Source organism: Clostridium nitrophenolicum (assembly GCF_055391695.1).
On record NZ_AP042469.1, the window covers coordinates 3,960,940 to 3,986,241 of the forward strand.

Annotated in this window: 22 protein-coding genes and 1 other annotated feature; of the genes, 6 read left to right on the forward strand and 16 right to left on the reverse strand. The window is 31.4% G+C overall.

What is annotated here, in order from left to right:
- Positions 1 to 62: 62 nt before the first annotated feature.
- Positions 63 to 683 (forward strand): ABC transporter ATP-binding protein, encoded by a 621-nt coding sequence (locus tag ACZ5N4_RS18740; RefSeq protein WP_464204029.1) that lies wholly within the window; start codon positions 63 to 65, stop codon positions 681 to 683.
- 66 nt (positions 684 to 749) lie between these two features.
- Here the strand turns inward: ACZ5N4_RS18740 and ACZ5N4_RS18745 are convergent, their stop codons facing one another.
- The 10 genes from ACZ5N4_RS18745 to trpE form a co-directional block, all read right to left on the reverse strand.
- Positions 750 to 2,270: a CoA-acylating methylmalonate-semialdehyde dehydrogenase gene (locus tag ACZ5N4_RS18745; protein ID WP_464204030.1), complete on the reverse strand. Its 1,521-nt coding sequence runs from the start codon at positions 2,268 to 2,270 to the stop codon at positions 750 to 752.
- A gap of 47 nt (positions 2,271 to 2,317) precedes the next feature.
- On the reverse strand, positions 2,318 to 3,529 hold the full coding sequence (locus ACZ5N4_RS18750) for a PucR family transcriptional regulator (protein WP_464204031.1): 1,212 nt from the start codon (positions 3,527 to 3,529) through the stop codon (positions 2,318 to 2,320).
- Between the two features lie 126 nt (positions 3,530 to 3,655).
- On the reverse strand, positions 3,656 to 4,999 hold the full coding sequence (locus ACZ5N4_RS18755) for an aminotransferase class III-fold pyridoxal phosphate-dependent enzyme (protein WP_464204033.1): 1,344 nt from the start codon (positions 4,997 to 4,999) through the stop codon (positions 3,656 to 3,658).
- A 371-nt stretch (positions 5,000 to 5,370) separates the two neighbouring features.
- The gene (trpA, locus tag ACZ5N4_RS18760) at positions 5,371 to 6,171 is read right to left on the reverse strand and encodes a tryptophan synthase subunit alpha (protein ID WP_464204035.1); all 801 of its coding nucleotides are present in this window, start codon (positions 6,169 to 6,171) and stop codon (positions 5,371 to 5,373) included.
- The gene (gene trpB / locus ACZ5N4_RS18765; RefSeq protein WP_464204037.1) at positions 6,171 to 7,346 is read right to left on the reverse strand and encodes a tryptophan synthase subunit beta; all 1,176 of its coding nucleotides are present in this window, start codon (positions 7,344 to 7,346) and stop codon (positions 6,171 to 6,173) included. The genes trpA and trpB overlap by 1 nt, the downstream gene beginning before the upstream one ends.
- Positions 7,346 to 7,993, reverse strand: a complete 648-nt coding sequence (locus tag ACZ5N4_RS18770) for a phosphoribosylanthranilate isomerase (RefSeq protein WP_464204039.1) — start codon at positions 7,991 to 7,993, stop codon at positions 7,346 to 7,348. Before ACZ5N4_RS18770 ends, trpB begins: the two co-directional genes overlap by 1 nt.
- 31 nt (positions 7,994 to 8,024) lie before the next feature.
- Entirely contained in the window at positions 8,025 to 8,807 is a 783-nt protein-coding gene (gene trpC / locus ACZ5N4_RS18775; protein ID WP_464204040.1) for an indole-3-glycerol phosphate synthase TrpC, read from the reverse strand.
- Positions 8,808 to 8,830: 23 nt separating this feature from the next.
- Positions 8,831 to 9,847, reverse strand: coding sequence for an anthranilate phosphoribosyltransferase (gene trpD / locus ACZ5N4_RS18780; RefSeq protein WP_464204041.1), 1,017 nt, complete (start codon positions 9,845 to 9,847; stop codon positions 8,831 to 8,833).
- On the reverse strand, positions 9,828 to 10,418 hold the full coding sequence (locus ACZ5N4_RS18785) for an anthranilate synthase component II (protein ID WP_178909839.1): 591 nt from the start codon (positions 10,416 to 10,418) through the stop codon (positions 9,828 to 9,830). The genes trpD and ACZ5N4_RS18785 overlap by 20 nt, the downstream gene beginning before the upstream one ends.
- On the reverse strand, positions 10,419 to 11,849 hold the full coding sequence (trpE, locus tag ACZ5N4_RS18790) for an anthranilate synthase component I (protein ID WP_464204042.1): 1,431 nt from the start codon (positions 11,847 to 11,849) through the stop codon (positions 10,419 to 10,421). It lies immediately after the preceding gene.
- Between the two features lie 77 nt (positions 11,850 to 11,926).
- Positions 11,927 to 12,243: a binding site (T-box leader), on the reverse strand.
- Between the two features lie 117 nt (positions 12,244 to 12,360).
- On the opposite strand from trpE, the gene ACZ5N4_RS18795 reads away from it, so the two are divergent.
- Positions 12,361 to 13,095, forward strand: a complete 735-nt coding sequence (locus ACZ5N4_RS18795; protein ID WP_464204043.1) for a toast rack family protein — start codon at positions 12,361 to 12,363, stop codon at positions 13,093 to 13,095.
- 481 nt (positions 13,096 to 13,576) lie between these two features.
- On the opposite strand, the gene ACZ5N4_RS18800 is transcribed toward ACZ5N4_RS18795, so the two are convergent.
- The 4 genes from ACZ5N4_RS18800 to ACZ5N4_RS18815 form a co-directional block, all read right to left on the reverse strand.
- Positions 13,577 to 14,380 carry a nitroreductase family protein gene (locus ACZ5N4_RS18800; RefSeq protein WP_464204044.1) on the reverse strand — a complete coding sequence of 268 codons (804 nt, stop codon included), beginning with the start codon at positions 14,378 to 14,380 and terminating at the stop codon, positions 13,577 to 13,579.
- Between the two features lie 117 nt (positions 14,381 to 14,497).
- On the reverse strand, positions 14,498 to 14,929 hold the full coding sequence (locus tag ACZ5N4_RS18805) for a MarR family winged helix-turn-helix transcriptional regulator (protein WP_464211012.1): 432 nt from the start codon (positions 14,927 to 14,929) through the stop codon (positions 14,498 to 14,500).
- A 225-nt stretch (positions 14,930 to 15,154) separates the two neighbouring features.
- On the reverse strand, positions 15,155 to 17,113 hold the full coding sequence (locus ACZ5N4_RS18810; RefSeq protein ID WP_464204045.1) for a GTP-binding protein: 1,959 nt from the start codon (positions 17,111 to 17,113) through the stop codon (positions 15,155 to 15,157).
- Between the two features lie 62 nt (positions 17,114 to 17,175).
- The gene (locus ACZ5N4_RS18815) at positions 17,176 to 18,210 is read right to left on the reverse strand and encodes a YeiH family protein (RefSeq protein WP_464204046.1); all 1,035 of its coding nucleotides are present in this window, start codon (positions 18,208 to 18,210) and stop codon (positions 17,176 to 17,178) included.
- Positions 18,211 to 18,357: 147 nt separating this feature from the next.
- Here ACZ5N4_RS18815 and ACZ5N4_RS18820 point away from each other — a divergent pair, with 147 nt between their 5' ends.
- The gene (locus ACZ5N4_RS18820; protein ID WP_464204047.1) at positions 18,358 to 19,242 is read left to right on the forward strand and encodes a LysR substrate-binding domain-containing protein; all 885 of its coding nucleotides are present in this window, start codon (positions 18,358 to 18,360) and stop codon (positions 19,240 to 19,242) included.
- Positions 19,243 to 19,422: 180 nt separating this feature from the next.
- Complete coding sequence (gene hcp, locus ACZ5N4_RS18825) at positions 19,423 to 21,069, forward strand: hydroxylamine reductase (protein WP_464204048.1); 1,647 nt, start codon at positions 19,423 to 19,425, stop codon at positions 21,067 to 21,069.
- Positions 21,070 to 21,178: 109 nt separating this feature from the next.
- Here hcp and ACZ5N4_RS18830 read toward each other — a convergent pair whose 3' ends face one another.
- Positions 21,179 to 22,126 (reverse strand): DMT family transporter, encoded by a 948-nt coding sequence (locus tag ACZ5N4_RS18830; RefSeq protein ID WP_464204049.1) that lies wholly within the window; start codon positions 22,124 to 22,126, stop codon positions 21,179 to 21,181.
- Positions 22,127 to 22,247: 121 nt separating this feature from the next.
- Between ACZ5N4_RS18830 and ACZ5N4_RS18835 the strand changes: the two genes are divergently transcribed.
- Complete coding sequence (locus ACZ5N4_RS18835; protein WP_464204050.1) at positions 22,248 to 23,120, forward strand: LysR family transcriptional regulator; 873 nt, start codon at positions 22,248 to 22,250, stop codon at positions 23,118 to 23,120.
- Positions 23,121 to 23,239: 119 nt separating this feature from the next.
- Here the strand turns inward: ACZ5N4_RS18835 and ACZ5N4_RS18840 are convergent, their stop codons facing one another.
- Positions 23,240 to 23,962: an MBL fold metallo-hydrolase gene (locus tag ACZ5N4_RS18840; protein WP_464204051.1), complete on the reverse strand. Its 723-nt coding sequence runs from the start codon at positions 23,960 to 23,962 to the stop codon at positions 23,240 to 23,242.
- Between the two features lie 471 nt (positions 23,963 to 24,433).
- On the opposite strand from ACZ5N4_RS18840, the gene ACZ5N4_RS18845 reads away from it, so the two are divergent.
- Positions 24,434 to 25,024 (forward strand): hypothetical protein, encoded by a 591-nt coding sequence (locus tag ACZ5N4_RS18845; protein ID WP_464204052.1) that lies wholly within the window; start codon positions 24,434 to 24,436, stop codon positions 25,022 to 25,024.
- Positions 25,025 to 25,302 lie beyond the last annotated feature (278 nt).

Genomic DNA, 25,302 nt, shown 5'->3' on the forward strand with positions numbered 1-25,302 from the left:
CTCTTATTTCTTTTCATATGCCTAAAAAGAAAAATAACTTCAGTTAATCGAGGATGGTATTTATGAAACTATTAAATAACTACGAAGTGCAAATAAAAGACTTATGTAAATCCTATGAAAATCGTAAAGTTCTATACAACTTCAGTATGAATTTTATAAAAAATAAAATTACTGTTATTACAGGTCCTTCCGGCTGCGGAAAAACTACACTCTTAAACATTATAGGTGGTATTGAAAAAGACTATAACGGGCAAATAATTTCACCTAATAATAGCATATCGTACATATTTCAAGAGGACAGACTCCTTCCTCATCTTACAGTTTATGAAAATATAGCCTTTGTATTGAAATCTACAATGAATAAAGAAGATATGAATACTATAATAAATAAATATTTAAACATGGTTAAGCTATCTGAATATAAACATAAACTTCCAAGCAAATTAAGCGGAGGTATGAAAAGAAGGGTTGCTATAGCTAGGGCTTTTGCTTATAAAAGTAGATTGCTCTTAATGGATGAACCCTTTAAAGGACTAGATGATAAGTTAAAAATGGAAATAATAGATGAATTCTTAAAGCTTCATAAAGAGGATAAACGAACTGTTATACTTGTAACTCATGATATGAAAGAGGCAGAACTTTTAGGTGATATCATTTACTCTATGCCCTCATTGAATAAATAGTAATTTTGAAACACAGGAAAAACTTCGATAAAATTATTTTATCGAAGTTTCTTTTAATATATAACTTTATTTTCCTCCTAGTGACCCATCCCAGGAATCTACCTTAGTATTCTTCATCTCATCTTCATCAAACCATCTAGTAGTTACTGCCTTAGTTTCTGTATAAAATCTTATTCCATCTTTACCTAAACAATGCAAATCACCAATAAAGGAATTTTTATGACCTGTAAATGGAAACATTGTTACTGGAACTGGAATTCCTACATTTATTCCTACCATGCCGCCATGGGTTCTCCTAGCAAATTCGCGACTATAGTATCCACTTTGCGTAAACACTACTGACCCATTTGCAAATGGATTGTTATTCATGACTTTTAGTCCTTCTTCAAAATTCTTAACTCTCTTTATACATAATACTGGCCCAAATATCTCACTATCTCCTACTGTCATCTCTGGAGTTACATGATCAAGTATTGTAGGTCCAAGATAAAAGCCTTTTTCATATCCTTCTACGTTAGTTTTACGACCATCTAATACAAGTTTTGCTCCTTGCTCTAATCCTTTTTCTATCCACTTTAACACAAAGCTTCTGTGTTCTTCTGTTACTACAGGACCAAGTTGAGATTTTTCATCATATGCAGGACCTACTTTAAGTTCCTTTGCATATTGTACAATAAGTTCTACTAGCTTATCTGCTATACTTTCATGAGCTACTACCACTGGAAGAGCCATACATCTTTCTCCTGCACATCCAAAAGAAGAGTTTATAATACCGCGAGCTGTTCTTTCTAATGCTGCATCTTCTAACACAAGTCCATGATTTTTTGCTTCACATAACGCTTGCACTCTCTTACCATTAGCTGCTGCTGTTGCATATATATGCAAGCCAACAGAAGTTGATCCAACAAAGGTTATACCCTTTATATCAGGATGTTTTAAGAATATCTCAGCTTCTTTTCTGCTGCAGGTAACTATATTTAAAACGCCATCTGGAAGACCAGCTTCCTTCCAAAGTTCTGCACATCTTAAAGCAGTCATAGGTGTCATTGAGGATGCTTTTATAACAATAGTATTACCTGCTGCTATACAAAGAGGGGCCATCCATCCCATTGGTACCATACCTGGAAAATTAAATGGAGCTATACCTGCAAAAACTCCTAAAGGTTCACGATATAGAACAGTATCGTATCCTGTAGAGGTATCCATAAGTGATTCCCCCATCATTAATGTAGGAGCACCACATGCAAATTCTACACACTCCTTAATTTTCATTATGTCTCCTCTTGATTCTTCCAACACTTTTCCGTGTTCTGTTGCTACCATCCTAGTGAGCTCTTCAGCATGCTCATCTATAAGCTCTCTAAATTTATATAATACTTGTACTCTTTTCATTACAGGTTGTTGAGACCAGGAAGAAAATGCGTCGCTTGCTGCTTTTATTGCACAGTTAACATCCTCTTCTGTGCAGCAAGGTGCTTGTGCTAATACTTCTCCTGTACTTGGATTAAATACATTCATATATTTATCTGTTCTTGATTCATGAAATTTTCCATTAACAAAAAACCCTAATTTTTTTACTTCGCTCATAGTAACCCCCCTAAATTTGCTTACGCAACAATATAATTATTTTAATATTAAAAGTCATTCATCTGTTTTATCAGATATCCAAGATAAAATTCTACTCTTACCTTTACATCTGTTAGATCCTGTTTCAATATTTCTTGTATTTTATTGATTTTATATATCAATGTATTCCTATGCATATAAAGCCTTTGTGCTGTTTGTACGTAATGCCCATTTTCTTGAAGGAATATATAAAATATTTTGGTGAAATCTGTACCATTTTGTGCATCATATTGTTCTAATCTTCCAATTGTAGCGTCGTAATACTCCTTTAAACTGCTTACATTTTCTATTTCAGTAAGCAGCTTATATGCTCCTATATTTGAATAGTACATGGTTTCACCCATATGTTCTTCTGCCTTTATTGCTTTTAAAGCTTTCTCTGCTTCTATATAGCTCTTTTTTATTCCTGAAAGCTCCGTATAAGCATTACCAATTCCTATACTTATACCGACATCAGGAAAACCATTTTTAATGCTTTCTCTAATGGTCTGTAAAAGATTCTTTAAGTTAGTAAACTTATCTTTTTCATTAATTATAAGCAAAACAATAGAGTCATTTTGTAAAAAGCTTACTGCTCTATACCTAGGGTCCCAAACTGCATTGTTTACCGTTCTTAGAAAGCAGTTCTTGGCATGAGCTATGTTTTGCTCATCTTCAATATTTTTAAAGGATAGATATTTTTCAAATTTATTCATTTTTACAATAATTATTCTAAATAAATTCAGATAGCTGTAACCATAGGCTGAAATCTTTTCTATAAAATCTTCGTAAATAATCTTGTTATTAAATATAATATTCTTTAATAAGTCTTGACAGGCGATCTCCTCCAACTGCCTTTTTATTATATCTCCACATATAACTCTAGTTATTTCAGCTAAACTAATTTCCCAAGGAATTTCAAACACTGGAAAATCATTTTTATCTGCAAGTTTCTTTACTTCAATAGGGATCTCCGTAAGATATCTACCAGTATTTACAATAAGTCCTGATGCCTTTTTTTCAATAAGTCCTTCTATCATTTCAATTAAACCTAATGTATTGTTTAAAATTCCTATGCCTGTAAGCATTATTAAATCATCATTTTTTACGTATTTTATAAGATCTGGAGTTTCCAAAGCATGAACCCATGTTACTATTTTAGAAACTCCCTTATTCCCGCCTACTAGCTTTAAATCCTTTAATTCAGGTAAGTTTATTAACTGATCAATTCTAACACCCATAATTCAACCTCGCTGTACATACAGTATTTTAAAATATAATCAATACACTATTATATTTGATTATATCTCAAATTATTTGTAATTTAAATTCAGTTTTGTTTAATTATGGGTGTATAGTGCAAATTATTATTCTACATAGCCATCAGCAATATCTAATGCTTTATCTATTGAGATAAATGCCTTTTTCATTTCTTCTTCGTTGATTATACAAGGTGGTACAATGAAGATATAGTTCCATCTAATATACATATAAATACCATCATCCATCAATGATTTTTTCACCTTATCCATTACTTCTCCACTTCCATTCCATGGAACAATAGGTTCTTTAGTATTGCGATTCTTAACAAGTTCTATACAACCAAATAAACCTATATTTCTCACATTACCTATGGATTTATGCTTCTTTATCTGTTCTTCTAAAAGTTCTGTCATTAAAGTACCTTGTAATTTTGCGTTCTCAATTACTTTCTCTTCTTTATAGGCTTTTATGGTTGCAACAGCTGCCGCACAGGCTACAGGATGACCACTATATGTGAGCCCACAGAAAAGATTTTTATCATATATAGCTTTTGTAACTTCATCAGATAAACCTACGGCACCTAATGGTATATAACCAGAATTTATACCTTTTGCCATAGTCATTATATCAGGAAGCACTTCAAAGTTATCAATACCAAACCATTCTCCAGTTCTGCCAAATCCACTCATAACTTCGTCAACAATAAGAAGTATATTATATTTATCACATAGTGCTCTAAGTTCAGTAAAATATTCTTTTGGAGGAATAAAAATTCCATTAGATCCAGTTACAGCTTCTATAATTATAGCTGCTACAGTATCAGGATTTTCATACATAATTGTTTCTTCAATATGCTTCACACACTCCATATTACACTTGCCTTGTTCTTTGCCAAAAGTACATCTATAACAATATGGATCAAACACTCTAACAACACCAGGCATTCCAGGTTCAACTGGCGGCCTTCTAGGATCTCCTGTCATTGCTATTGCTCCATAAGTAGAACCGTGATACGAACGATAGCGTGAAATAATCTTCCATTTTCCAGTTGCCATTCTTGCTATCTTAATTGCATTTTCATTTGCATCAGATCCTCCGTTAGTAAAAAAGAAGTGATTTATGCCTTTTGGAGTGATCTCACTTAATAACTTAGCAAGTGAACTACGGGATTCTGTAGCAAAGCTTGGAACAACGTAGCAAAGCTTTTCTACTTGTTCCTTTATAGCTTTTATAACCTTTGGATGTTGATGTCCGATATTTTGGTTTACCAGCTGAGCGGCCATATCCAAATATTCTTTTCCTTTATTATCTTTAAAATAACACCCTTTTGCTTCATTAACCACTAAAGGATTGAGCTTAGATTGCACCGACCATGAGTGAATTATGTGTTTTCTATCGTTCTCATATACATCATCCATACTCACCTTGTCAACAATGTTAGTATTCATTATCATTTACACCTCACTTTTCTAGATTATAAATTGATTATTTATTTGAATTCCCTTGCTTTATGCTATTATAATAGCATTCGTAGAAAAGCATGTATATGTATGAAGTGTACAAGTATTTTCGTATTTTTTACGAATAATTTAATTTTATTTAATTGATTGTAATGATTTACATTATAAATGTTAAAATTATCACAATTACCAGTCACATATTGTCAATATTTCATATGTTTATCTACGGTAAAATAAAAGCAGTGTGCCCTTACTTTTATAAAGACTGCACACTACTTTTGTAGAATGGTAAATATTTTCTTGTATTTCAATTTAGCATTTTACTTAAATCCGTTAAATTTTCTCCAAATTCATTATCTCTATTTATCTTTGCAAACTATACTAATTTCATATATGAAATTCCTTACCTTCTCAATAGCTTCCTCTTTATTTGCAGATTCCATTATTTTTTTTATAATGGCACTTCCAATAATAATACCATCACAATAACCTTTAAATTCTTCAGCCATTTTAGCATTGGATATTCCAAAACCCAAGGCTTTAGGCTTTTCAGTATAAGATGCTACTGTTTTCATATATTCTTCTATATTAGTACTTATTTTATTTCTAACGCCTGTGACTCCCATAGTTGATACGCAATATATAAAACCTTTAGCACCATCAGTTATATTCTTTATACGCTCTTTTGAAGTTGGTGCTACTAATGGTATTAAATATATATTATATTTATCTGCTATTTCTAAAATATCTTTTCTTTCTTCTATTGGTAAATCTGGTATTATAATTCCATCAATCCCAACCTCTTTAGCTTCTCTAATAAACTTTTCCATTCCATATTTAAATATAGAATTATAATACACCATGTAAACAAGAGGAATCTGACTTTTAGCTCTGATAAGTTTTACTGTATCCATTATTTTGAATATCTTAGCTCCATTTTTAAGTGCTGTTGAGGAAGCTTCTTGTATAATGACTCCATCTGCTAGTGGATCTGAATAAGGTATTCCAAGCTCAATTATATCAGCACCTGCTTCTTCCATAGCAAGTACCAAATCAACAGTTGTATCTAAAGTTGGATATCCTGCTGTTATAAAAGTTATTACAGCTTTCTGTCCCTTTTGTTTTATTAAATTTAATTTAGTATCTATCCTATTTTCCATTATAATTCCACCCCCATTATATCAGCTACAGTATTTATGTCTTTATCTCCTCGTCCTGATAAGTTTATAATGATGATATTGTCTTTATTAAGCTTTGGTGCTAGTTTCATTGCATAAGCCAATGCATGAGAGCTTTCCAATGCTGGAATTATACCTTCTGCACAAGAAACATAGGTAAATGCGTCTAAAGCTTCCTTGTCTGTTATAGGTACGTATTCTGCTCTCCCCATTTCCTTTAACTGAGCATGTTCAGGTCCAATACCAGGATAATCTAATCCTGCAGATACTGAGTATGCAGGAAGTATCTGACCATCTTCGTCTTGCAGTACATATGTCATCATTCCATGAATTACACCAATAGATCCTTTACTCATAGTAGCTGCATGCTCATCTGTATCAACACCACGACCAGCCGCTTCTACGCCTATGAGCTTTACTGTATTATCATTTATAAATGGATAGAATATTCCCATGGCATTACTCCCCCCTCCAACGCAGGCTATTATATAATCAGCTAGACGTCCTTCTTTTTCTATGATCTGTTTTCTTGCTTCATCTCCTATTATCCTTTGAAAATCTCTAACCATAGTTGGATATGGATGGGGGCCCATAACAGATCCTATTACATAAAAGGTATTTTCTGCATTTGATACCCAGTCTCTCATAGCTTCATTTACTGCATCCTTAAGGGTGCCGGTACCTGAGGTTACTGAATTCACTTTAGCCCCCAGTATTTTCATCTTGAATACATTAAGGGCTTGTCTTCTTATATCCTCTTCCCCCATAAATATTTCACATTCCATGCCAAACATAGCTGCTGCTGTAGCTGTGGCAACTCCATGTTGTCCTGCTCCAGTTTCGGCTATAATTCTCTTTTTACCCATTCTTTTAGCAAGCAATACTTGTCCTAAAGCATTGTTTATTTTATGTGCACCAGTATGGTTTAGGTCTTCCCTCTTTAAATATATCTTTGCTCCTCCAAGTTTTCTTGTTAGGTTTTCAGCAAAATATAATGGACTCTCTCTCCCTACGTAATCTTTGAGATAATATTTATACTCATTTATGAAATTTTCATCATTAATGGCCTTATTATATTCCCTTTCTAGCTCTATTATAGGGTTCATTATTGTTTCAGGTACATATTGTCCTCCAAATTTTCCAAATCTTCCATTCATTAAAATTCCCTCACTCTCTTAATAAATTCATTTATTTTATAAAAATTCTTCACACCATGATCTTCTACTCCACTAGAAACATCTACCACATAAGGCTCTGCTATTTCTATGGCCTTTTGTATATTTTCTGCATTTAAACCACCTGCAAGAATTAAAGGCTTACAAGCTTTAGTTTTTTTAATTATGCTCCAGTCGAAACTTATCCCAGTTCCTCCAGCTGCACCTATCGTACTACTATCTAAAAGGATACCATCAATATCATATTTTCCTATGGTATCTAACTTTTGCTGGTAGCTATTTTGATCTTCTGGTAGTAGATTCTTTTTTTGAGCTTCTATGCTTAGAGATTTCCACATACTAAAGTCACCAAATTCTTTTATATAATGCTCATCTTCACTGCCATGAAACTGTAGTATATCAAGCTTTAAATATTCCGCAATACTTCTTACTTTCTTAACATCTTCATTTACAAATACCCCTACTGTTTTTATCCTCCTGTCTAATAAATCAGTAAGTCCTTTGGCTTTCTCTAAAGTCACTTGTCTTTTGCTTTTAGCAAACACAAAGCCAACATAATCTGGAAGAAGTTCATTTACATACGCTATGTCTTCTTTTCTGGTTAAACCACATATTTTTATCTTTGTCATAATCCACCTCCACTCTTACAATATCTATAGCCTAGTCATAGGATTTTGACTTCAGTATAAGATTTTCAATATTGCGAATTTCGTCTATATTTCTCATAAAGGTTTCACCTATAAGCACTGCATTTACACCTAAGCTTTTCAAATATTCGATATCTTCAGAGATTTTTATACCACTTTCAGATACAACTATAGTATTTTTAGGTATATACTTTATAAGCCTTTCTGTATTTTTTAAATCAACTGTAAAGTCTCTAAGGTCCCTATTATTTATCCCTATAATGTCGCAGTCTGCAGATAACGCTAAGTCTAGCTCCTGTTCATTATGAACTTCCGTAAGGCAGTATAATCCAAGTTCCTTGGCTAAGTTCAAAAAATTCTTTATCTTGTTTCCTAAAATTGAAACTATTAATAAAATTGCATCAGCACCTATAGCTTTTGATTGAAACATCTGATACTCATCTATTATAAAGTCCTTTCTAAGTATAGGCTTTGAGCTTATATTTTTAACCTCTGCTATATATTCATCTTTTCCCTTAAAAAACTTTCTCTCAGTAAGTACAGATACCGCGTCAATCTTTACCTTCTCGTAAATCCTAGCTGTTTTTATATAATCAAAATCTTCATTTATTATTCCTTTAGATGGTGATGCTCTTTTTATCTCTGCAATAATGGATATATTGGGCTTAGTTAATGCTTTTTTAAAATTCCTTACATTTTTGTATTCACAGTTTACTATTAACTTATCTAAAGGACAGCGCTCCTTCTCAGTTATTACTTGTAGTTTTTTATAGGCAACTATATCGTCTAATATCATTTTGCTCCTCCTCCCCTGTAAAACTAATTGAACCTTCTGCTATAATCTACAAGTTCTTTAAGCTTAGAATAGGCTGCTCCAGAGTCAATAATTTTTTCTGCAAGCTTTACTCCCTCCGCAATATTGCTGCATACTTTCCCTACATATAGTGCAGCAGCACTATTTAGAAGAACTATGTCTCTCTTGGAATCCTTTTTACCTTTGAGTACATCAAATAGTATCTCCGCATTCTCCTCTGGCGTCCCCCCTTTTATATCATCCGAAGTAGCTAATTTTATTTTAAAATCCTTAGGGTTTATGCTATAATCTACTATCTTTCCATCCTTTAATTCGCTTACATGAGTAATAGTAGTTGTAGTTATTTCATCTAAACCATCTTCTCCACAAACTACCATAGCTCTTTCACAGCCTAAATTTAAAAGTACCTGTGCTATAGGCTTGGTTAGTTCTTTATCATAAACTCCTAAAACCTGACCTTTTACAAAAGACGGATTGGTCAGAGGACCTAATAAGTTAAATACAGTTCTTATTCCAAGCTCTTTTCTTGGAAGTGCTGCATTTTTCATAGCGCTATGATATTTAGGTGCAAAAAGAAACGCCATACCTTTTTCATCTATACATTGCCTAGCTTCTTCTGGTTGCAAGTTTATATTAAACCCTAACTTTTCAAGTACGTCAGCACTGCCGCTTTTACTTGAGACTGCTCTATTGCCATGCTTTGCTATTTTAATGCCTGCTGCAGCTGCTATTATTGCTACCGCTGTAGATATATTAAAGGTTTTCCCTCCATCACCTCCTGTACCACAAGTATCAATAACATAGCTTGATTTTAGTTTTAAAGGTGAAGCATTATCTCTAATAGCTTTAGCAAAACCAGTAATCTCATCTACTTCTTCTCCCTTCATCCTAAGGCCTATAAGAAATGCCCCTATCTGGGAACTTGTTCCATTGCCTGTCATAATTTCATTCATGACACTATAGGCTTCTTCTTCCGTTAACCTTTCCTTAGTGACAACTTTTTTAATTGCTTCCTGAAGCATTGCATATCCCCTCCACAAAATTTTTTATTATAATTTTCCCTTGTTCAGTAAGTATGGATTCAGGATGAAATTGAAGTCCATATACTTCATACTCCCTATGCTTAACACCCATAATTACCTTATCATCTATGCTTTCTGCTATGATTTTGATATCTTCTGGCAGTGTATTTCTATCTATTATAAGTGAATGATACCTCATGACTCTTATTAACCTTTCTATTCCTTTAAACAACTTATTTTCTTTAGCTGTTATATGCGAAGTTTTTCCATGCTTTATGCTTTCTGCTCTAACAACTTTTCCGCCATATGCACTACCTATAGCCTGATGTCCAAGGCATATTCCTAGTATGGGAATGCTACTACCGAGTTTTCGTATAACATCGATGCAAATTCCCGCATTTTCCGGAATTCCCGGACCTGGTGACAGTATAATTCCCTGAGGTTGTAAATTCTTCAGAGTTTCAATATCTATTTCATCATTTCTTATTACTTTTACATTGTCATGTATCTCACCAATATATTGGTAAAGGTTAAATGTAAAGGAATCGTAATTGTCTATTATGACTATCATTTATATCACCTCTCTCATTGCCATTGCTTTATTCAGTGTTTCCATATATTCATTTTCAGGAACAGAATCATATACAATACCTGCTCCTGCCTGCATATATGCGTAGTTTTTCTTAAATAAAATAGTTCTTATTCCAATACAAGTGTCCATGTTTCCACTGAAAGAAAAGTATCCAATGGCTCCTGCATAAACTCCTCTTTTAGTCTCTTCCAACTCATCAATTATTTCCATAGCTCTTATTTTTGGAGCACCGGATACAGTTCCTACAGGTAAACAGGCCTTTAAAGCATCAAGATACCCTATTCCTTCAATTAGCTCTCCAGATACTTTGGAGACTATATGCATGACATGAGAATAAAAATCCACTTCCATAAATTTATCAATATTTACAGTTCCAAACTTGCTTACTTTTCCTATGTCATTTCTGCCTAAATCCACAAGCATAACATGTTCGGCTCTTTCTTTTTCATCACATAGTAGTTCTTTCTTTAACTTTAAATCTTCATCCACACTTTTCCCTCTAACCCTTGTTCCTGCTATGGGGTTGGTAGTTACTTTTTTACCACTTACAGTAACTAAACTTTCTGGTGATGAACCCGCTATCTGCATATCATCAAAGTCTATATAGAAAAGATAAGGAGAGGGATTTTTTGCTCTTAATCTTCTGTATACATCAAAAGGGTGTGAGGAATTTTTAAATTGTAATCTTTGTGATAAAACAACTTGAAATATATCTCCAGCTTTTATATATTCTTTAGCTTTATCTACAAGGTTACAAAATTTTTCTTTAGTAACATTAGATTCTAGTTCTTTATGTGTTTGCACTTGATGTAATTCATGTGTCTCAACATTGCTCATAATTAAATTTTTCAGTGTATTTATCTCATTTAATACATCTGAGTAATCTTTATAGTCATCAGTCATAACATTGTAGACTATATAAAGTTCATGTTTAAAATGGTCATAACAAATGAAGCTTTTGTAAAACATTAAACATGCTTCTGGTACCTCTAAATCATCATCCTTTGTAAAAGGAAGTCGTTCATATTGCCTTACTATGTCATAACCAACATATCCTATAGCACCTCCAGTGAAAGGTACGTCAAGTCCCGCAGAGTCATAGTCTACAGTTAAATATTGTTGTACATATTCTAAAAATTTACCTTTTACTTCTCTTCTTTTCTTATCACTAGATAAAATTATATTTTCGCCATAACTTCTAATTGTCATATAGGGTTCTGCTCCAATAAATGAATATCTCCCTATTTCATTTTCTGAATATATACTCTCAAGTAAAAATTTGTGTTTACCTTTTAGCCTATAATAAATTGCTATTGGTGTAAGTTCATCTCCATTCATCTTTAGAAATATGGGAAAAGCTTTATTAGAATTCTTATATTTATTAAAGCTTTTTTCAGACATATTTAACATTCTTTACCCTCCTACTTTTTACTTAATATTTGTTGTTATTACCTTATTTGAATACAAAAAAGGCCATTCCATCCACATAATGGGACGAAATGACCGCGGTGCCACCCAAATTAGCCTATACTTATAGTGTATTTTTAGAAATAAAAAAACACCTCACCCACAAAGGACGAAATGCCAAATTTCGTTATACCACCTAAGTATAAAACTATCTCTTACAGGTACAGATTTACTCGATACCCTGTCTTTTTAACGGTAGACTACCGGCTGCTGCTACTATCATTTCGCATCACACCTCCAAGACCCATTCAATACAGGCTACAGTGCTTGGCTCACACCACTCCAAACTCGCTTAAACTAAACTCCTCTATCTACTATTTCTTGTCATCGGTTTTAAATTGATAACTTATTTAGAATTTTATACAATTTTTTATATCTTGTCAATATATATTTACAATACAGAAATTATTATGTACTATTTAAGTAAATTGTAAAATAATGCAAGGAGGTTATCATGAAAATTAGAAAAATAGGATTAATATTATTTTCATCAATAATGTTACTTTCAGTTGGATGTTCATCTGTTTCTTCTGATGTAAATAATAAAATAACTGTTTCTGAAGCAAAACATGAAACTAAAGAAATAGATCTTAATGGAGCGGAAAGGGTTAAAACAGAAATTAATATTGGTGTTGGAAAATTAAATCTAAGTGGTGATTCAGATAAATTAATGAAAGCTGAATTTATCTACAATGTTCCTAAGTGGAAACCAAATGTTAATTATAGTGTTAACGGTAATGTGGGAAAGCTTTTGCTACAACAACCTACAGGTACTAAGAGTAATGATCGCAATGTACAGAACGATTGGAATATATCTTTAAATAATAATATACCTATGGATCTAAAGGTCATATTAGGGGTAGGCAACAGTATACTTGATTTAAATAAGTTAAATATAAAAGATTTAAATGTGGAAATGGGTGTAGGAGAAATGGATTTAAACTTATGTGGTAACTATAAAAATTCAGTTACAGCAAATATTGAAGGTGGAGTAGGTAATGCCACAATATATTTACCTAAAAATATAGGAGTATGTGTAGAAGCACAAAATGGAGTGGGTAAGATAAACTCAAATGGATTTTCCATAAACGGGAATAAATATACAAATGAAGCCTATGGTAAATCACAGGTTAGCATTAATTTGAAAGTAGCATCAGGAGTTGGAAATATTAAATTAGAACTTAAATAGGCAGCAAAATGCACTGCTATTTTAAGCAGTGCATATACTCCTCTGCCTCATCTCCGCTGACTAAAAAGGATTGTCCCTTTGAACAAAAAATTGAAGTAGAAGTATAATCAATATCCGCATTTTTATCGTAACCTATTTTTTAATTAACTCCTCTTCTGTAATATAATAGCGTATTTTTTGTGGAAAATTATTGTTTTGCTGTTATTGTAATAACATTTTTTATAATATCTATATATAATAAGCTTACTTAATTAAAAGAAAAAATAACATTATAAAGCTGGCCCATTGCTCATTTAAAAAATAAACCACATCATGGATATAAGTTTCATGATGTGGTTTATTCTCATTTTATTGATAATTGTTGAATATAATAAGAATATTTCGTATTAATTTTTCCTATTATGAAAAAATATAAGTAATAAAAAATCTCTATACTTATGTCGTATATATTATAAAATTGGTGTATACAAAAATCATCTCTCTAAATAGAATCTAGTCTATCTGCTAAAAAACTGGTTTTAATCAACATTTTTTCTACCTGATTATATTGATTATTAGTTTTTATCTGACTATCATTTTTTTCATCTACCCTAGAACAGCTACACCAATTTTCATAAAAATAGTCCAAATAATGCCTGTATCCTTTTTCTCTCCAATTATCAATTAATGATAAAAAGTGTCTATCTTGACTATCATATTCTAAAACTATATTTTCTAATTCTTTTTTATCTAATGCATGGTATTTATTAAAATGTATAACCCCTGGCCCATTTAATCGTCCTTTCTTTGTCAATTTTGATTTTTTTTCATCTGAATAACCAAGTATCAACGCAATCAGGGGAAAACAATATCTTTTAGGCAAATTTAAAAGATCATATATTCTACTAATATTCCCTCTGTGCACGCAATTACTGAAGAATGAATCGATTCCTAGCGATTTCGCAGTGATAGCAGCGGTTTGCGCAGCAAGAATTGTATCAGTACTACCAGTTATAAAATCTACAACAGGTATTCCATGTTTATACTGAAATCCTAAATATTCAGCTGTGTCAATTACTCTATTAAAATCAACACTAAATACAAGCATTATGTTACCAACATATCCTATCTTTTTCATCACTTCTTTATCATCTACAACTATAATTGAATATGTTTGTCTAGCTGATGCTGTAGCTGCATTAACACATGATTTTAATATAATGGATAAATCCTCCTTTGATATATTCCTATCAGAAAAACTTCTAACAGTTTTAAGACTTTCTATTATTCCTATAGTCTCATTCATTTTAATACCTCCAAAAATGTATCTTTTCTATTTTATAATTTAAAAATCCAACAATTAATTTATATAATTTTATATTCCTCCTTTCAATAGTTCGATACCGAACCAATATTGTAAAAATTATCGGGTAAAATTATATATTACCCGATCTAATAACGAAAGTAACGTTTCAGATTCTTCTTCAGTAAAACCTTTAAAGAACTCTTTAATTACATTTTCTGAAATCTCTCTAAAGTGCCTTTTTATACTTAAACCTTTGTCAGTTAATACAATGTAAGAGTATCTCTTATCTTCTAAATCTGATTCCTTAGTAACATATCCAGCTTTTAATAACTTATCCACTAGTTGAGTAACTGTAGACTTTGAACGATTAATTCCTTCACTTATTTCTTTCATAGTTAATTTTCCATTATTATCATAGAGTATATCTAATATATTACCATGGGATACCACAAGACCCTCAATGTCACGTTTTTTTAGTTCATCTTCTATATAGCCGAAAACTTCTTTTCTTATTTCTGAAATCTTAGATATAGCTAAATATTTATTCATCACAAATAATACACTCACTTCTGTAAATTAATTATTAATACAAGTATAGTTCGTCACCGTACTAATGTCAAGAAATTTTTCATTCTTTGAAAACTCTGGTAAAATGATCTATTTCGTGTGATGCAAATCACCGTTTCTAATATTAATTTTTGAATTATAGTTACATCGTCATATTTTACAATTATGAATTAATGCAATTTTAAATGATTTCCTACAAACTAAAATCTACTTCAAACAATGCATATACCTTTCTGCTTCCTCTCCTGTTACCAAAAACGTTTGCCCCTTTGAACAAAATATTGAACTGGATGTATAGTCAATATCTGCATTCTTATCATAGCCTATTTTTTCAATTATCTCTTCTTCATTATTATGACAAATATCATATCTATCAAAAATAAAATTAATTTTCCCCTTACCTTTTGTTAATGATGTAAAATCCATACCATAATCCATAAAAGTTGCTACAGGCCCTCTTCCTGTTATAATAGCTTTATTATGATAAGTTTCTGGAGTTTCAAAAGAACCATTTAGCTTTTGTATATCAGAAAGCACTCTTCCCATTTGGTCTATATCCACTTCCATTTTAAAGCGATAATAAGGTTCCAATAATATATTTTTTGCATTTTCTAGCCCTTGTCTTAATGCTCTGAAGGTTGCTTCCCTAAAATCTCCTCCACTAGTATGTTTGTTGTGTGCTCTTCCTGTTAATAAAGTAATCTTTAAATCCGTTACGGGAGAGCCTGTTAGTATGCCATGATGCTCTCTTTCATAGATATGTGTACGAATTAGATTCTGATTGCCAATGGTTAAATTATCAACATGACATATATTCTCAAATGTAATTCCACTGTTTCTTTCCCCCGGTTCTAATTTAAGATGAACTTCTGAATAATGTCCTAAAGGTTCAAAATGGCCATAACCCTTCGTTTCTCTTAAAATAGTCTCCTTATAGAGAATTTCACAAGGGCCAAAATCTACACATAAGCTAAATCTCTCTTCCATCAGCTGTTTTAAAACCTCCAGCTGGATAGTTCCCATGATATGAACTTGTATTTCCTTTAATCTTTCATCCCAAATTATATTTAAAGCAGGATCTTCTGCTTCTAAAAGCTTAAAATAACCTAAAACATCTTTTATATTTAATGTTTTATCAAATATAACCTTTGATTTTAGTGTTGGAACCATTTCATAAATTATCTTTTCTTTTAATGTCCCAACTCCGTCTCCTATAGCTGCACTGGCTAAGCTTGTAACCGCAAAAAGCTCTCCCGCTGAGACTTTATCTACAGTTTTAAACTTTGTTCCATTATAAACTCTTATCTGACTGACTTTCTCATAAGTATTACCATCATTAATTCCTACAGATATTTCTTCTCTAACCTTCAAAGTACCACTTAGGGACTTTATATAAGTTAATCTTGTCCCCTGCTCATCATGACGTATTTTGTATACCAAACCGCTAAACTCTTCTTTATCATCATATTCTGTAAAAGTAAGCATATCTAGTTTTTCTAAAAAGTTTTCTATTCCAATGTCCTGAAGAGCTGAACCACTTAAGCATGGAAAAATTTTATTTTCTTTAATCATTTTCTTCATAGCATTAAGCCATAATTCATCTTCATAGTTCTCTTCTAAATATTTTTCAAAAAGTATATCATCATGTTCTGCAATAAATTCTATAAGTTCTTCGCTCATTTTGCCATCATTAAAGGAATCTGTAATAAAACAAACATCTTTGGTTAAACTTAGTCTAATTTCTTTAAGGACCTCTTGAATATTTGCACCTACTCTATCAGTTTTATTAATGAAGAAAAATGTAGGAATATTATGTTTTCTAAGGAGCTGCCACACTATTTCTGTTTGCCCCTGTATTCCTTCAACTCCACTTATTATGACAATAGCATAATCCATTATTTGAATAGCCCTCTCCATTTCTGTCGAAAAATCCACATGTCCAGGGGTATCCACCAAATAGTAAGTTGAAGAATTATATTCAAAAAGCCCCTGATCGGAAAATACCGTAATTCCTCTTTCCTTTTCTATATTATGACTATCTAAAAAAGAATCTTTATGATCAACTCTTCCTCTGTTTCTTATACTTTTTGTATGATATAGTATTTGTTCTGCAAAAGTAGTTTTACCAGCATCTACATGCGCTAATATTCCAATTGTTTTATTCATCTTCGGCACCTCTGTAATGTAATTATATACATTATTATAAATTAAGTATGGCTTTAACTCAATTACAGAAGAATTGTTATAAGTGTAATAGCAGATAAAATCTGAACTGCAGCAACTCCTAATGCATAAATTGAAATTTTAATTCCTTGATCTATAAGTTCTCTGAAGTTTACTCTCATCCCTATACCTGCAAGAGCAATTATTTCAAAATTGTTGCTTATCAATTTAAAGGTTTTAGAAATCTGTGGTGAAAACATACCAATTGTAAATAAGAAGCACATAATAAAGAATCCTAATACATACCAAGGTATCTTTACCTTAGAATTAGATTTTTTACAATTTGATTGAGAATGATTTTTCTTCATTGTTCCAAAGCTTAGTACAACAAAAACCAAAAAAATTATACGAACTATTTTAAATATAGTCGATAAGTCCTTTACCTGCTCATTTACTAAGCTACCACTAGCAACAACTTGACCTACAGATTGAAGTATACCTCCTATAAAAGCAGAAGTTTTTATTACTTCTGTTGAAAATATTGTTTTGGAAATTAATGGAAGTAAAAGCATTAAGACAGTACCAGTAACATTTACTGTTGTTATAGCAATTCCTTTTTCACTGTCATCTGCACCTATAACGGGAGCAGTAGCAGCAATAGCAGAAGAACCACATACCGCATTACCACTTGCCATTAAAAAGCGAAAGTTTTCAGAAAAACCGAGTTTTTTCCCTATCAGCATTGCGAAGGTAATTGTTATAAGCATTTGTAATACTATAAAGGTTACTCCTGAACCTCCTAATTTCAGTATAGTTTGAGCACTTAATGTTCCACCAAGCAAAACTATGGAGTAGGATAATAAGTTACTTTCAGCAAATTTGGACCCTGTAGCATATACTTTTTTATTTCCAAAGGTATTTCCAACTGCCATACCTATAAATATCGCCATAGATGCACCACCGATACTAGGCATATAATTCCCTATAAACTTCCCTATAAAGGCAATAATTATGCATATAATAAGACCAGGTAAAATTTTGACGACTTTATTTAGCTTTTTTACAATATTTTCATGAATTCTAAGCGAAGTCAATAACATTTGATATCACCCTTTCAAAATAAGTTTTATATGAAATGATTTTTTTTACATGTTTGAGTATAATAGATATATAACCATAAGTAAAATATATATATATCATGATAATCATTAATAAAATTAATGGTTGTAGAGAAAGGATGATATTTTGTGCTAGAGGAGATTAAAACATTTATAGCAGTTGTAGAATATAAGAACTTTACTAAAGCTGCTGAAGCTATTAATTTATCTCAGCCTAGTGTAAGCTTACATATTAGACATCTTGAAGAATACTTTAATACAATATTGATACAGCGCTCGGTTAAGCAAAAAAAAATATATATAACTCAAGCTGGAAATTTACTTTATGAACGTTCGAAGCAAATCATTAAGTTATTAGAGGATACAAAAGATGAGTTAGCAGATTATGAGAATACTGTACAAGGTCGGTTACATATAGGAGCTAGTTTTACTATAGGTGAATATTTTTTACCAGCTTTCTTAGGGGAATTTGCTAAAAAATATCCCAATTTAGAGTTGGAAGTTACAATTGAAAATACCTATAATATTTGTGAAAAAGTTAAAAATTTTCAAGTTGATTTAGCATTGATTGAAGGTACAGTTCCATCATCAAATTTTGTAATCAATCATTTCTATAATGATAAAATGGTGTTAGCTGTTCCTTATAATCATTATCTTGTCAATAGAGAATTTTCTATTGAAGAATTAGAAAATCAAACATGGATTAGTAGAGAGGAGGGCTCTGGAACTAGGGAGTATTTAAACCTTTTTCTGTCATCTAATAATATTAATGCTAAAAATATTATTGTATTTGGGAGCAATTATTCTGTAAAAGAAGCAGTTAAAAATAACTTAGGTATTACATTTATATCTTCTCTTGTTACAGAAAACTCCTTGAGAAATACAGAAATTTCTATTTTGAAAACTAGTCAAGAATATACTCGTAACTTTTCATATATTTTGCAAAAGGGGATAATTCCCTCAAAGAGTACACTAGTATTTATAGATATGTTAAAAAATTATATAAAGCAATAATGTAATTATATTGACGAGACTAATATTTGAAATTTAACTATTCTTAAAATAGGACAAATTTTTCTATAAATATATTCTTTTTTCAGAATTATCACATTATTCTTATTTTTTGTTGTATTTTTACATAAAAGTAGTGTAAAATGTTATTAAAACATATTACTTTTTTAAGGAGGGTTAAATATGGCTGAACAAATGTTTTGTTATCAATGTGAACAAACTGCAGGTGGTAAAGGATGTACTAAAGTAGGTGTATGCACAAAAACACCAGAAATTGCAGCAATGCAGGATTTATTAATTTATCAATTAAAAGGGACTAGCTGTTATGCTGTCAAACTTCTAGAAAAAGGAGAAAAAATTGATAAATCAATAGTTTCTTTTGTTGAAGATGCATTGTTCATGACTTTAACTAATGTAAATTTTGACCCTGAAGCTCATATTAATATGCTTAAAAAATCTCAAAAAATTAAAGAAGAACTACGACAAAAAGTTGGACAAGAATCATTAAATACTCCTGAAGCACTATACAACTTAAGTAATTCAAAAGAAGAAATTCTTGAGGACGCTAAAAAAGCTGGTGTTATGTATAATCAAGATTTAAATGAGGATATTCGTTCTGTTAGAGAAACTATAAAATATGGATTGAAAGGAATTGCTGCTTATGCTCATCAAGCAAGATTTATAAAATACAGCAGCAATGAAGTAGATGAGTTTTACTTTAAAGCTCTAGCATCACTAACTGACGATAGTTTAACTCTTGAAGATTTAATCAAGTGGCTAATGAAAACTGGCGAAATGAGCGTTAAGATTATGGAAGTACTTGATAAAGCTAATAATGAAAAATACAACTCTCCTTCCCCTAAGAAAGTTAATGTAAATATTAAAAAAGGACCATTTATCATAGTTTCTGGACATGACTTAAGAGATTTGCAAATGCTGCTTGAACAAACTGAGGGTAAAGGTATAAATATTTATACTCATGGTGAAATGTTACCTTCACATGGATATCCTGAATTGAATAAATATCCTCATTTAGTAGGTAACTTCGGAAGCGCATGGCAAAATCAACAGAAAGAATTTGATGGTATACCAGGTTGCATTTTAATGACAACAAATTGTTTAATGAAGCCAAGAGATTCTTATAAAGATAGAATTTTTTCAACAAGCGTTGTTGGCTTTGATGGTATAAAACATATAACAAAAGATGAAAGCGGTTATAAGGATTTCTCTGAAATAATAAATAAAGCGCTAGAACTAGGCGGCTTTGAAAGAGATGAAGAAGTAAAAGAAATTTTAGTAGGCTTTGGTCACAAAGCAACTTTAAGTCATGCTGATGCAATAATAAATGCAGTTAAAGAGGGAAAAGTTAAACGTTTCTTCTTAATAGGAGGATGCGATGGCGCAAAACCTGGAAGAAATTATTACACAGAATTTGCTGAGAAGGTTCCTAAAGATTGTATTATTCTTACTTTAGCTTGTGGAAAATATCGTTTCAACAAATTGGAGTTTGGTGAAGTAACAGGGCTTCCAAGATTATTAGATGTTGGCCAATGTAACGATGCATACTCAGCAGTTAGAATAGCTTTAGCTTTAGCAGATGCATTTAACTGTGGAATTAATGATCTACCATTATCACTAATAATTTCTTGGTATGAGCAAAAAGCTGTAGCCGATTTATTAGCATTACTTTCCTTAGGGGTAAAGGGAATTTACCTTGGACCAAGCTTACCGGCTTTCTTAACCCCTAATGTATTACAGTTCCTAGTTGACAATTTTGATATTAAGCCAATTAGTACTCCAGATAATGACTTAAAGCAAATACTAGGATAAAATAATAGTTTTTATAGATTAGTTGAGCTGTTTCAAAAGGGATTAAATTACCTTTTGAAACAGCTATTTTTGACCTATTGCAATAAATGTAATAAAATTCAATACTTTATTAAGATTTAACTGCATTTTCATAACTAATAATCTTTTCCGTATTAACCATCCATATACCTAAACATACTAGTATAAGAGCAATAATGTTTTTATTCTCAAGAATATTCTCTCCTAAAAAGACTGCTGAAAGTATTGCACCGAAAATTGGAGTTAAAAAATTGAAAATCGATACTGGGCCTACCTTATTATATTTTAAAAGTAGATTCCATAATGAAAATGCCGCAGAGGATAATAAAGCCAGATAAATTAATAATAATGAGGAAGCCATTGTAAAGTGATGAACCCTTCCACCACAAAGAGTACCAACTAAAATTAATAGTATGCCTCCTATAGAAAGACTGTATCCTGTTACTACCATTACATCCATACTCTTAGTAAGTTTTTTTCCATAAATAGCTCCTACTGAAAAAATGAATGCCGCAATTACTAGAAAGCCTTCTCCCCAAAAACTAAAAGAGAAACTCAATAAATCATTACTGAAATTTACTATCATAACTCCTATAAACCCTGCAATACACCCAACTATTTTTTGCATATTTAACTTATCATTTATGTATATATAATGAGCTAAAATAACACTAAAAAATGTAACAGTAGAATTCATTATAGAGCTTTTAACGCCGGTGGTATTAGCAATCCCAATATAAAAGAATATATATTGCAATGTTGTTTGAACAGTACCTAAAAATAATAAATTTGATATGTTTTTCTTTGAAAGTTTAAATACATTTTTCCCATACTTTTGTGCAATGATAAGTAAAATTATTCCTGCTGCAGCAAACCTATAGCCTGCAAATACAATTTTTGATGGGATATCACCAGTAGAAATATTAAATAATATATATCCGCTTTTTACTGCAGGATATGCACTTCCCCATAGTAGACAGCATAATGTTGCGATAATAGTAACAAATTTTTTATCTGTAAAAATCTCTTTATTCTTCAAAGTAATCAAACTCCTCTCTTATTTATTACCTTATGGCTAATTATATTATAGGTATTTAAATTAGTAAAATTAATGTTTATAATATATAATATGAATATTTTTCATGAAAGAAGGTTTTTTAATGACACTACAACAATTTGAAGTTTTTGTTAAGGTTGTTGAAACTGGAAGTTTTACAAAGGCTGGAGAGCTTCTAGCACTTACACAATCAGCGATTAGTCATATTATATCCGCACTTGAAATTGAGCTAGGTTTTACACTTTTATATCGGAATCGTACTGGTGTTAGTATCACTAACGAAGGACAAAAAATATTTCAACATGCTCTAGATATTCTAAATAAAGCTGAGCTGCTAAAGCAAGAAGCGGCAGCTATACTTGGAATTGAGTCAGGAACACTAAAAATAGGGTGTTTTCCAAGCATATCTGCCAAAATATTACCGGATATAATTTTGAGTTATCAAAAAAAATATCCTAAAATAGACCTACAAATCTTTGAAGGAAGTTATAATGAAATTGAAAACTGGGTTTCCACTGGAGTTATAGATTTAGGTTTTTCCGCTATTTCACCTGAAAGCTTAGATTTCATTCCATTATTTCAGGATAACATGGTAGTTATTGTAAGCGAAGATCATCCATTCAGTTTAAAAGAAGAAATATCTGTTAATGAAATGGAGTCTCAATCTTTTATAATGCCAAAGTCCGGCTGTGACATACAATTGAAACAACTCTTTAAGGAAAATAAGGTGAGTCCAAATACAAAATTTGAGCTTGAGGATAACAATACCATTTTAGCTATGGTCGGTAGAGGATTAGGAATATCAATAATGCCAGAAATACTTTTAGATTTTAAATCCTTACCATTAAATGCAATTAGGCTATTACCTAGACTTTCTAGAACTGTGGGCATTTTGATAAAATCCTACAAAACTGCATCTCCAGCTTCTTTGTCTTTCATTAAAGAGACAAAAAGTTGTCTAGAAAGATTAGCTTGATTTTTACTATGTTTTAAAATAACAAGCCAATAGGAGACCTAGTATTAAGTCCTATTGGCTTACTTTAATCTATATTAATATTCTTATCATTAGCTATCTTTAATTAATTCCTACATTTTTTAAACAATTCTTTCTAGTGACCCCTTAATATCTTTCGTGTATATTCCACCATGATAGCATATAATTCTATCTATTTCATAGTTTAATAACTTCTTTATAGAATTCTTTGCCTGGGCAATATCTAAAGTGTATTGTGGATTTGCAATAGTCAGTTTATCATCTTCTATTACTAATGCATCTCCGGAAATCAACGTTTTACTGTCTTTTATATAAATTGAAATATGTCCTGGCATATGTCCCGGAGTAGCAACTATTTCTACTCCTCCACACCAAGAAAATGAATCTTTATCTCTTAGACATACATCCACCTGAACATTCTCTATTGATTCAATAAACTGTTGAAATTGTTTTGCATTTTCCTTTTGATCTTCAGGAAGATTGTCATATATTGCTTCCGCTTGCTGTAATCTTAAAGACTTTTCTTTACCGCTAATATATTTCTCGTCATCAATTGATGATAGAACCTTAATGTGTGGATACTCTCTTTTAAATTCTGCTAAAGCTCCCATATGATCAAAATCATGATGTGTTATAATTATTTTCGTTAATTTACTAATATCAATCCCATTTGCTTCAGCATCAGCTTTTATTAAAGGCAAAAATTTAGGATATCCACAATCAATTAAAACAACTTCCTTTTCATCACTTAATATAACTGGATAAATAACATTTGAGCTTCCATTAAAATCAAACTTTATTTCTAAAACTGTTAACCTATTCATTAGCTTATCCCTCCATATTTAATATATAAATATATTACCCTTATTATCTATATTCTCTCAAATTCATAAATAATTCTGTATCAAAGTTGTTCATATCCTGGTATAAGACTTTGAATATTCTTAAGTTAACTCTATAGATATCCAACTTCGATAATTGACTTAACCAAGGTATTCATAGGGGTACATCTGGTAGTACATTTAATGATTTTATGTTAGCTCTTGGCGAAGCTGATTTAGAACATCTACAATCTTAAATACTGTCTGAGTATAGCGAGTTTATTTAAGATTGTTGAGGTTCTTAGCAGCAAGCCCTAGAGATAACTAAAATTATTAACAGTACAGAAGAGGTACCCCTATGAATACCGCTAATAAGTCAAACACTCAGGTTGGATATCTATATGGAAAATAGGCTAGTCCTTGATATATTATAGACGTTATTATACAATAAAAATTACAAGGATGTGATTTTATATGGAAAGTAAATTATTGAGTATTCCTCAAATGATTTTAATTGGCTCATCAGGCCGTAATAGCGGTAAAACTACACTAGCTGTTGAAATGATTAATAGATGGAAAAATAAATCTTCTATTATTGCACTAAAAATAACTTCACTTCAAGAAAAAAACGGAAAATGTCAAAGAGGTGGAGAAGGCTGTGGTGCTTGTTCTCATATAAGTGGAAACTTTGAACTCATAGAAGAAACTAATAAAAATGCCAACAAGGATACTTCCCTACTGTTAGCCGCAGGTGCGGAAAAAGTATTTTGGCTTAAATCCTTACGTAGTGATATTTATGATGCTATTAAATTTTTTATGTCAACGGTTCCTCCGGACACCTTAATAATTTGTGAATCCAATAGTCTTCGCAAGGTCGTTCTGCCTGGAAGCTTTATAATGTTAAATAACACAAAGATTGGCGTCATTAAAAAATCCGCAAGTGAAGTAATTGAAAAGGCTGACCTAATTATAGAAAATGACTTTCGAAATGATATTGATAGCATAATTAAAAAAATTGAATCAGATCTATTTTGTCTACCATTAAATTTAGAAAAAGTGAACTAGCAAAATACTCTCTTTTAAGAAAGTATTTAACATCAAATCTCTAATATATGTTTTCTGAATCCAAGGTTAACTTATAGATTAAGATATATTGGTAATATTTAAATTTAAGATAAATACTTTTTAGTTGAGAGTTAAGAATTTAGAGTGAAGAGTGATAGAGAAACTAACTAGAAAGTTGACTTATACAGAGGGATATGTTTCCAAAGCTGAAGTAGATTTAAAAATTTTGTGCCAGTCTTAGTGAAGGGTTTTAAGAGAACCTTAGAACTTTAGAGTTG

Excerpts from the sequence above, each read along its gene's own strand:
- ACZ5N4_RS18740 (WP_464204029.1), top strand. The coding sequence starts at position 63 with ATGAAACTATTAAATAACTACGAAGTGCAAATAAAAGACTTATGTAAA.
- ACZ5N4_RS18745 (WP_464204030.1), bottom strand. The coding sequence starts at position 2,270 with ATGAGCGAAGTAAAAAAATTAGGGTTTTTTGTTAATGGAAAATTTCAT.
- ACZ5N4_RS18750 (WP_464204031.1), bottom strand. The coding sequence starts at position 3,529 with ATGGGTGTTAGAATTGATCAGTTAATAAACTTACCTGAATTAAAGGAT.
- ACZ5N4_RS18755 (WP_464204033.1), bottom strand. The coding sequence starts at position 4,999 with ATGAATACTAACATTGTTGACAAGGTGAGTATGGATGATGTATATGAG.
- trpA (WP_464204035.1), bottom strand. The coding sequence starts at position 6,171 with ATGGAAAATAGGATAGATACTAAATTAAATTTAATAAAACAAAAGGGA.
- trpB (WP_464204037.1), bottom strand. The coding sequence starts at position 7,346 with ATGAATGGAAGATTTGGAAAATTTGGAGGACAATATGTACCTGAAACA.
- ACZ5N4_RS18770 (WP_464204039.1), bottom strand. The coding sequence starts at position 7,993 with ATGACAAAGATAAAAATATGTGGTTTAACCAGAAAAGAAGACATAGCG.
- trpC (WP_464204040.1), bottom strand. The coding sequence starts at position 8,807 with ATGATATTAGACGATATAGTTGCCTATAAAAAACTACAAGTAATAACT.
- trpD (WP_464204041.1), bottom strand. The coding sequence starts at position 9,847 with ATGCTTCAGGAAGCAATTAAAAAAGTTGTCACTAAGGAAAGGTTAACG.
- ACZ5N4_RS18785 (WP_178909839.1), bottom strand. The coding sequence starts at position 10,418 with ATGATAGTCATAATAGACAATTACGATTCCTTTACATTTAACCTTTAC.
- trpE (WP_464204042.1), bottom strand. The coding sequence starts at position 11,849 with ATGTTAAATATGTCTGAAAAAAGCTTTAATAAATATAAGAATTCTAAT.
- ACZ5N4_RS18795 (WP_464204043.1), top strand. The coding sequence starts at position 12,361 with ATGAAAATTAGAAAAATAGGATTAATATTATTTTCATCAATAATGTTA.
- ACZ5N4_RS18800 (WP_464204044.1), bottom strand. The coding sequence starts at position 14,380 with ATGAATGAGACTATAGGAATAATAGAAAGTCTTAAAACTGTTAGAAGT.
- ACZ5N4_RS18805 (WP_464211012.1), bottom strand. The coding sequence starts at position 14,929 with ATGAATAAATATTTAGCTATATCTAAGATTTCAGAAATAAGAAAAGAA.
- ACZ5N4_RS18810 (WP_464204045.1), bottom strand. The coding sequence starts at position 17,113 with ATGAATAAAACAATTGGAATATTAGCGCATGTAGATGCTGGTAAAACT.
- ACZ5N4_RS18815 (WP_464204046.1), bottom strand. The coding sequence starts at position 18,210 with ATGTTATTGACTTCGCTTAGAATTCATGAAAATATTGTAAAAAAGCTA.
- hcp (WP_464204048.1), top strand. The coding sequence starts at position 19,423 with ATGGCTGAACAAATGTTTTGTTATCAATGTGAACAAACTGCAGGTGGT.
- ACZ5N4_RS18835 (WP_464204050.1), top strand. The coding sequence starts at position 22,248 with ATGACACTACAACAATTTGAAGTTTTTGTTAAGGTTGTTGAAACTGGA.
- ACZ5N4_RS18840 (WP_464204051.1), bottom strand. The coding sequence starts at position 23,962 with ATGAATAGGTTAACAGTTTTAGAAATAAAGTTTGATTTTAATGGAAGC.
- ACZ5N4_RS18845 (WP_464204052.1), top strand. The coding sequence starts at position 24,434 with ATGGAAAGTAAATTATTGAGTATTCCTCAAATGATTTTAATTGGCTCA.